The organism is Methylobacterium sp. WL64 (assembly GCF_008039945.1).
Lineage (GTDB): Bacteria > Pseudomonadota > Alphaproteobacteria > Rhizobiales > Beijerinckiaceae > Methylobacterium.
The window spans coordinates 1-7,548 of sequence record NZ_VRVA01000179.1; the positions used below are offsets into that span (position 1 = coordinate 1).

The 7,548-nt window shown below is 72.2% G+C and carries 5 protein-coding genes and 1 pseudogene; all 6 read right to left on the bottom strand.

Annotated features, from left to right (window positions below; all coding sequences use genetic code 11):
• Window positions 1-116: 116 nt before the first annotated feature.
• Window positions 117-293, bottom strand: a pseudogene (locus FV242_RS31430) (ferredoxin--NAD(+) reductase); the annotation flags it as partial.
• 29 nt (window positions 294-322) lie between these two features.
• On the bottom strand, window positions 323-727 hold the full coding sequence (locus tag FV242_RS31435; RefSeq protein WP_147941669.1) for a hypothetical protein: 405 nt from the start codon (window positions 725-727) through the stop codon (window positions 323-325).
• A gap of 103 nt (window positions 728-830) precedes the next feature.
• Window positions 831-1,244, bottom strand: coding sequence for a globin family protein (locus tag FV242_RS31440; protein ID WP_147910312.1), 414 nt, complete (start codon window positions 1,242-1,244; stop codon window positions 831-833).
• A 67-nt stretch (window positions 1,245-1,311) separates the two neighbouring features.
• A complete protein-coding gene (locus tag FV242_RS31445) occupies window positions 1,312-4,230 on the bottom strand; it encodes a sensor domain-containing phosphodiesterase (RefSeq protein ID WP_147910311.1) in 2,919 nt (972 codons plus the stop codon).
• Window positions 4,231-4,456: 226 nt separating this feature from the next.
• Window positions 4,457-5,752 (bottom strand): pitrilysin family protein, encoded by a 1,296-nt coding sequence (locus tag FV242_RS31450; RefSeq protein ID WP_147910310.1) that lies wholly within the window; start codon window positions 5,750-5,752, stop codon window positions 4,457-4,459.
• Between the two features lie 7 nt (window positions 5,753-5,759).
• On the bottom strand, window positions 5,760-7,172 hold the full coding sequence (thrC, locus tag FV242_RS31455; RefSeq protein ID WP_147910309.1) for a threonine synthase: 1,413 nt from the start codon (window positions 7,170-7,172) through the stop codon (window positions 5,760-5,762).
• Window positions 7,173-7,548: the final 376 nt, after the last annotated feature.

Genomic DNA, 7,548 nt, shown 5'->3' on the forward strand with positions numbered 1-7,548 from the left:
CCCCCCCCCCCCCCCCCCCCTTTTTTTTAAATTAACCGGCCCCCCCCCACACCTACACACTGAATCCCGTCGCCAGCGCCATTTTTTTAAAACCCACCGCCCCCGCCCCGGGCCCGGCGGGCCGGCGGCCGGCGGCTCGACGGCGCGGCGCTGCCCTGGCCGGCGAACTGGCTGGCGAGCTGCGCCTGCACGGGCGCGATCATGCCTTCGGCCAGCGCCGCCTCCAGCGGCGTGTCGCCGGTCGAGACGCGCACCGACCGGCCGTTGACGACGAGCGAGCAGCGCGCGCCCATGGCCGTACCCCGCTTGGTCTGGAGAGGGATCACCGGGCGCGGATCAGCAGGGTGTCCACCAGGGACGCCCAGCGCTCGCGGGTCGCCCGCACGTCGTCGCTGGCCGCCGATTCGGTCAGGAGCTGGCGCTGCGCCCGGAGGGCCTCGACCTCCTGCCGCTGGGCCCGGAGCACCGCCTTCATCACCTGCAGCTCGGTCTCGAGCCGGGCGATCTCGTCGGCCTCGTCGAAATCCTCGGACAGGTCGTCCAGGGCGGCGCCGGAGACGCGCGGATCCTGCACAGCTTGGCCGTGCACAGCTTGGCCTGGCAGAGCCTGGCCGGGGACCGGCAGCCGGGTGCGGGCCTGCTGCTCCAGCCGGACCGGCCGGGCGATCAGGCGACGCACGAGATCCGAGCTGCCCGCCTGCTGGTAACGCCTCGCCGCCTCGGCCATCCGCCCATCCCCTCCACGCGCGCCGGAGCGCCATTCCATCAACAGGAGCTTGCGCGGACATGGTTAAGGGGGACTTAAACCGATCGTCGACTTCCGAAGGGGTTCAGGCGGCCTCCGCCGCCGCTCCCGTCATCAACCCGGCCACCAGCGTGTAGGTCTCGGTCCAGGCCGCGCGGACCTCCGGGGTGAAGTCCGGGCCGAGGCCCTGCTCCAGGGTCCACAGCAGCGCGGCGCCGACCGGGGCGTAGTGGGCGGCCTGGGTGCCGTAGGCCACGTGCTTGCGCCCGAGATCCCGGATCGCCGGGGCCACGGTCTCCGGGTGGCCGAGATGGGCCACCGCCAGGCCCAGCATGGCCATCAGCTTCTTCTTCTGCTCGGCCATGTCGTCGGGGAAGAGCGGGCGGACCTCCGGGGCGATCTCGAACAGGCGCCCGTAGAACAGGTCGGCCGCCGTCCCGGCGATCGGCCGCACCTTCGCGAAGCTGTCCTGGACGAGCCTGACCTGTTCGGGCGTCATCGCATCCCCTGCCACCGCCTTCATCGCTGGTCGGCAGTATACCTGATTCGGTCGGCCAGAACCAAGATCAGGCCGCCTCGGGGGCGGCTCCGACGATCTGGCGGGCCTGCAGCATGGTCATCGGCTCGCCGAAGGCCGGCCCGAGGGCGTATTCGCAGCCGAGCCCGGCCAGCGCCTGCGCGTCGCTCTCCGATTCGCAGCCCTCCGCCACGATGGCGAGGTTCAGTTCGCTCGCCATCCGGACGATCGAGCGCAGGATCGCGGTCTGGCCGGTGCCGATCTGGCGCACGAAGGTCGCGTCGACCTTGATCGTGTCGAACGGGAAGCGCTGGAGGTAGGACAGGGCCGAGTAGCCGGTGCCGAAATCCGACAGGCACAGGCCGGCCCCGAGGTCGTGGATGCGGGCCAGCATCTGGGCGGCGTATTCCGGGTTCTCCATCACCAGGCTCTCGCTGAATTCCAGCTTGAGCGAGCCGGGCAGCGCCCCGGAGCGGGCCAGCACGGTTTTTACGTCGTGCAGGAGGTCGTGGCGCAGGAGCTGGCGCGACGACAGGTTGCAGGCCGCGAAGATCGGCGGCTCGACCTCGAGGGAACGCTGCCAGGCGGCGAGTTCCAGGGCGGTGCGCTCCAGGGCGAAGATGCCGAGGTTGACGACGAAGCCGCTCTCCTCGGCGAGCGGCATGAAGGTCGAGGCCGGGATGCGGCCGAGCTTCGGGTGGTCCCAGCGCAGCACGGTCTCGAACCCCGCCACGGTGCGGTCCTCGAGGCGGACCACCGGCAGGAACAGCACCCGCAGCTCGTTGCGCTCGATCGCCTTGCGCAGGTCGCTCTCCAGCATCAGCCGGTCGGAGCGGTCGGTGCGCATATGGGCGCGGAACACCTCGATGCGGTCGCCGCCGTTGCGCTTGGCCTGGATCATGGCGATCTCGGCGCTCTTGAACACCTCGTCGCGCTTCAGGTTCGCCCCCGCCTCGTAGAGCGCGAGCCCGATCGAGACGGTGAGGAAGATCTCCCGGTCGGCATAGGTGATCGGCGTGGCGATCGCCCGGCGGATCATCTCGGCAAACGCCAGGATCCGGTCGGGGTCGCGCTCGGACAGCAGGATCACGGCGAATTCGTCGCTGGTGATCCGGGCCAGGCTGTCCTGCGGCCGCAGCAGGCGGCCGAGCCGGCGGGACAGGGTCAGCAGGATCGAATCGCCCGCCGACAGGCCGATCGCGTCGTTGATGCCCTTGAACCGGTCGACATCCAGCACGATCACGGTCGGCTTGAGCCGCTGGTCCTGGCCGGCGAAGGCCAGAGCCGCGTCCAGGCGGTCGCCGAACAGCTCGCGGTTGGGCAGGCCGGTCAGGCTGTCGTGCACCGCGTCGTGGAGCAGGCGCTCCTCGGCGGTCTTGATCTCGGTGACGTCCGCGATGGTGCCGACCACGCGGATCACCTCGCCGTCGGCGCCGATCACCGGCCGCGCCTTCAGCCGGTACCAGAAATAGGTGCCGGCGGCCGAGCGCAGGCGGAAATCGTGGACGATGCGCCCGCGCCGCTCCTCGATCACCGTGTCGAGGGCCGCCGAGTAGCGCTCCACGTCGAACGGGTGGAGCGTGCCGAGCCAGTTCGTCGCCGGGCCCTCCAGGGTGCCCCGGGGCAGGCCGAGCTGCGCCTCGATCTCGGGGCCGGCGAAGACCCGGTCGGCCGGCACGTCCCAGTCGAACACCACGTCGCCCGCGCCGGTGAGCGCCAGCGCCCGCCGCTCGGTGTCCGACACGAGGGCATGGCTGAGGCCGCCCCCCGCGAAGGCGTGCTGCAGCACCGTGAAGCCGATCAGCATCACGATCAGCACCAGGCCGCCGATCAGCGCCGGCTGCACCAGGTCGCTGCCGATCTGGCCGGTGACCGCGAAGCCCGCCGCCGTCACCCAGACCACCAGCAGCAGCCAGGTCGGCACCAGCAGGATCGCCCGGTCGTAGCCGTTATGGGCGGCGAGGTAGACGATCAGCAGCAGGCCGATCCCCGCCACCGCGGCGATGGAGATGCGCGCCACCCCCGCCGCCACCGGCGGGTCGAACACCGCGAGCCCGACGAGGCCCGCCAGGAAGGCCAGCCAGAAGAACGCCACGTGGCTGTAGCGCACGTGCCAGCGGGCGAGGTTCAGGTAGGCGAACAGGAACACCAGCAGCGTCGCCCCGAGCACCGCCTCGGCGGAGGCCCGGTAGACCCGCTCGGCCAGTTCGGTGACGGGGAACACCCGCTGCAGGAAGCCGAAATCGATGCAGGCATAGGCCAGCACCGACCAGGCCAGGGCCGCGGCGGCCGGGAAGATGATCGCGCCCTTGACCACGAACACGATGGTCAGGAACAGCGCCAGCAACCCGCTGATGCCGATGATGATGCCCTTGTACAGGGTCAGCCCGGCGGTCTTGCGGCGGTAGGCGTCCTGATCCCACAGGTGCAGCTGGGGCACGTTGGGGCCGCGCAGCTCGGCGACGTAGGTGACCGTGGTGCCGGGATCCAGCGTGATCGTGAACTGGTCGGCCTCGGGGTTCTCGTCGCGCTCCGGGCGGATGCCCTGGCTCGCCGTGATGGCGGCGATCCGCGAGCCGCCGAGATCGGGCCAGATCACCCCGGAATCCACCAGCCGGAAATGCGGCGCCACCAGGATGCGGTCGATCTGCTCGTCGGTGTCGTTGGTGAGGGCGAACACGATCCAGTCCGGCCGGGCGCCGGCGTCCCGCGCCTTCACGACGATGCGGCGGACGATGCCGTCCTTGCCGGGCGCCGTGGAGATCTGGATCAGGTCGCCGTCCGAGCGGTAGCGCTCGATCGCGGTGGTCAGGTCGATCACCGGCGCGTCGAGGGTGACGCGCACCGCCTCGACGGCTTGAGCCGGCCCACACAGCGAGAGGGCACCGACGAGGCCGCCGACCAGGGTCAGGAGGAGGGCGAGGATGCGCAAGGGTGTCTTGAGTTCCGGCCGTGCGAGCTTCGGCATCGGCCACCCGGGCGGCCGCGATCGAAAGGAAGGCCCCGGCCCCGGGGCAGCCGCCCCGGTCCGGATCCGGACTCCGCGGATCGCGCCCCTTTGCGGCCAAATCAAGTTGGGCGGGGCAGGGGGCGTCGTTGCGGGGCCCGAACAGGGCGTCTCAGAGCCTGTCCGGCTCGGAGTGTCTTAACCCTCACCGTGGCTGGCGCGCGCGGTCGGGCGCCCCAACGGAGGCTCAAGCCCCCCGAAGCGCGGCGGCGATCCGGTCGAGGGCGGGCAGCTTGCGGATCGGACCGATCGCCGCGAGCGTCGGGGCGCCCTCGAGCATCGCGGCCGCGGCGGCCCGCACGTCCGCCACCGTGACGGCGTCGACCTTGTCGATCACCTCGCCGGCCGGGATCACCCGGCCCCAGGCCAGGATCTGGCGGGCGTTGCGCTCGATGCGGCCGCCCGGCGTCTCCAGCGCCGAGAGCAGCGACACCTTCAGCTGCGCCTTGGCACGGGCGATCTCGGGCTCGGCGAGGTCCCGGGCGGCCCGGGCCGTGGCCGCCAGCGTCACGTCGACGAGCTCGGGCAGGTCCGCCCCCGCGGTCCCGGCGCCGATGCCGAACAGGCCGCAATCGGAGAACGGCCAGTGGAAGGCCTGGATCTCGTAGGCGAGGCCGCGGGTCTCGCGCACCTCCTGCCACAGCCGCGAGGTCAGGCCGCCGCCGAGCACCTGCGCGAACATGTGCAGCGCGTAGTAGCCGTCGTCCCGGAACGACAGGCCGGGCAAGCCGATCACGACGTTGGCCTGTTCGAGCTTGCGCGGCATCCGCCGCTCGCCGCCGCCGTAGAGCCCCGGCACCGCCGCGGGCGCCGCCTTGGCCGGCAGGGCGCCGAAATGGCGCTCGGCCGCCTCGACGATCGCCTCGTGGGTGACCGCGCCGGCCCCGGCCACGACGATCCGGTCCGGCGTGTATTCCCGGGCGAGGTAGGCGCGGATGCCGGCCTCGTCGAAGCTCCGGATCGTCTCGGGACGCCCGAGGATCGGCCGTCCGACCGGCTGGTCCGGGAAGGCGGCCTCCGTGAAGGCGTCGTAGACCACGTCGTCCGGGGTGTCCTCGACGGCGGCGTATTCCTGCAGGATCACGCCCTTCTCGCGGGCGAGCTCGCCGGCATCGAACACCGAATCGGTGAGGATGTCGCCGATCACGTCGAGGGCGAGGCCGGCATCCTCGCCGAGCACCCGGGCGGTGTAGCTCGTCCCCTCCGTGGAGGTGGCGGCGTTGATCTCGCCGCCGACATTCTCGATCTCCTCGGCGATCCTCTGGGCCGAGCGCGTGCGCGTCCCCTTGAACGCCATGTGCTCGATGAGGTGCGACAGCCCGGCCTCGTCGGCGCGCTCGTTGCGCGAGCCGGCCCCGACCCAGACGCCGACGCTGGCGGTCGCCACCCCGGGCATCGGCTCGGTCACCACCGTGACGCCGTTGGCGAGCCGCGTGGTGCGCAGGGACGGGGAGGCGGCGTGCGTGGAGAAATGCTGGTTCATCGCGGGCTCAGGCACCCTTCGTGATGCGGGCGCGCGCGCGGATCAGCCGCTCCACGGCGGCCTGATCGTTGGCCACCGGGGTCATGCGCTCGGGCCGGTCCATGAGGTCGGCGAGGTGCGGCGGCAGGGGCGGGCGCAGGCCGCCGGTGGCCTTGGCGACCGCGTCGGGGAATTTCGCGGGGTGCGCCGTGGCCAGGGCGACGACGGGGGTCGCGGGATCCCGCTCCAGGAGCCGGCGGCCGGCGCGCACCCCGATGGCGCTGTGGGGATCGAGCACGATCCCGGTGGCGGCCTGGGTCAGGGCGATCTCTTCCATCACGTCGGGCTCCGGCACCGCGACGGCGTCGAACTCGGAGCGGATTGAGGCCAGGATCTCCGGGCTCAAGGAAAAGCCGCCGGACTGCTTCAGCCCGGACATCAGCCGCGACAGCGCCGAGGCGTCGCGGCCGAGCGCCTCGAACAGCAGCCGCTCGAAGTTGGACGAGATCTGGATGTCCATGGACGGCGAGGTCGTGGGCACGACGCCGCGCAGCGCGTAGGCGCCGTGCTCCAGGGTGCGCACCAGGATGTCGTTGGCGTTGGTGCCGATCATCAGCCGCTCGATCGGCAGCCCCATCCGCTTGGCGACCCAGCCGGCCAGCACGTCGCCGAAATTGCCGGTCGGCACCGCGAAGGAGACCGGCCGGTGGGGGGCGCCGAGCGCCACCGCGCTGGTGAAGTAGTACACCGCCTGCGCCGCGACCCGGGCCCAGTTGATCGAGTTGACCCCGGACAGGCGCACCGAATCGGCAAAATCCGCGTGCTGGAACAGGGCTTTGACCAGGTTCTGGCAATCGTCGAAGGTGCCGTCCACGGCGAGCGCGTGGACGTTCTGGGCCGGCACCGAGGTCATCTGCCGCCGCTGGACCTCCGACACGCGCCCGTGCGGGTAGAGGATGAAGATGTCGACCCGGTCGAGGCCCCCGAACGCCTCGACGGCAGCCGAGCCGGTATCCCCTGAGGTCGCGCCCACGATGGTGGCGCGGGTGTCGCGCTTGGTGAGCACGTGGTCCATCAGCCGCCCGAGCAGCTGCATCGCCACGTCCTTGAAGGCCAGCGTCGGCCCGTGGAAGAGCTCCAGCAGGAACAGGTTGTCGTCGAGCTGGGTCAGCGGGCAGACCGCCGGGTGCCGGAAGGTGGCGTAGGATTCGTCGATCATCCGGTCGAGATCGGTGTCTTCGATCTCGCCATCGATCAGCGGGCGCAGCACGCGCTTGGCGGCCTCCGCGTAGGGCTTGCCGGCGAAGCCGGCGATCTCCGCCCGGCCGATCTGCGGCCAGGTCTGCGGCACGTAGAGGCCGCCGTCGCGGGCGAGGCCAGCGAGGAGGGCATCCGAGAACGAGAGCGGCGCGGCCTCGCCGCGGGTCGAGACGTGGAGCACAGGGGCCTCCGGGAGGAAGGCGCCCCCTCTACACGATGCGGGCGGACCTGTCGAAAGTCCGGGCGGTCGCGGCGGGCCCGCGCGGTTTAACCGGGCCTGAACGGGCCGGTTCAGGACCGGTTGCGCGGCCGCTCCTAGGAACCGGATCACCCCCGCGGCACCCCGGTTCGACCGGCCGGCGCCGCCGGGGCGGCCCGACCCCGCCCGCGGGGTGCTTCCTCAGAGAGAGCCGACATGATTCGCGGGGGGGGGCGGGGGGGGGGGGGGGGGGGGGGGGGGGGGGGGGGGGGGGGGGGGGGGGGGGGGGGGGGGGGGGGGGGGGGGGGGGGGGGGGGGGGGGGGGGGGGGGGGGGGGGGGGGGGGGGGGGCGGGGGGG